Here is a 494-nt window from a genome sequence, read left to right as displayed (position 1 = left end):
AAGCGAAAAGAATTCCCGCTGTAATTGTAAGCCACTGTCCCATGCATCTTCCATATCTTTCTTCAGCTTAAACAGTTCCTCGGAACTGTAAACAGCACCATTGGCATTTTTAAACCCTGCCAGCAGGCCTGTATTCATGGAAGGCTCTTCTTTTAGCATAACACCGGGAAATCTTTCAGCAACGATCTCCGGTGAAAAACTTTCGGTGGTCAATCGTACCGCAGTAGCGATATTGGCAAATAATGGTTTTTTTACGACCGGGGCTGCTGCTCCTGACGATCTGCCGGAAAGGGTTGATGCTGTTCTTACAGCAGCAGTTTTTTTCATGGTTTTGACGGTGGTCTTTTTTTCCGGCAATGTGAGCAAACCGGGAAGTTCATTGCCACCAAAATAAAAGTTTACGCTCACATCATCTGCCTGGTCTTCGGCCTGTATAAATTGCACCACGCAGATCAGGAGGCTGTTCATACCATTTGTGCCGGCAATGCGCCCAT

1 protein-coding gene is annotated in these 494 nt (G+C 46.4%); it reads right to left on the bottom strand.

The window, feature by feature from the left end; all coding sequences use genetic code 11:
- Positions 1–494 (bottom strand): hypothetical protein (locus PLH26_RS15975; protein ID WP_324587029.1); only part of this gene is annotated, 494 nt, incomplete at both ends.

Origin of the sequence: Agriterribacter sp. (assembly GCF_035444585.1) — a bacterium.
Lineage (GTDB): Bacteria > Bacteroidota > Bacteroidia > Chitinophagales > Chitinophagaceae > Agriterribacter.
The sequence above is the reverse complement of the archived record's forward strand: the minus strand, read 5'-3'. Positions and strand labels throughout refer to the sequence as shown.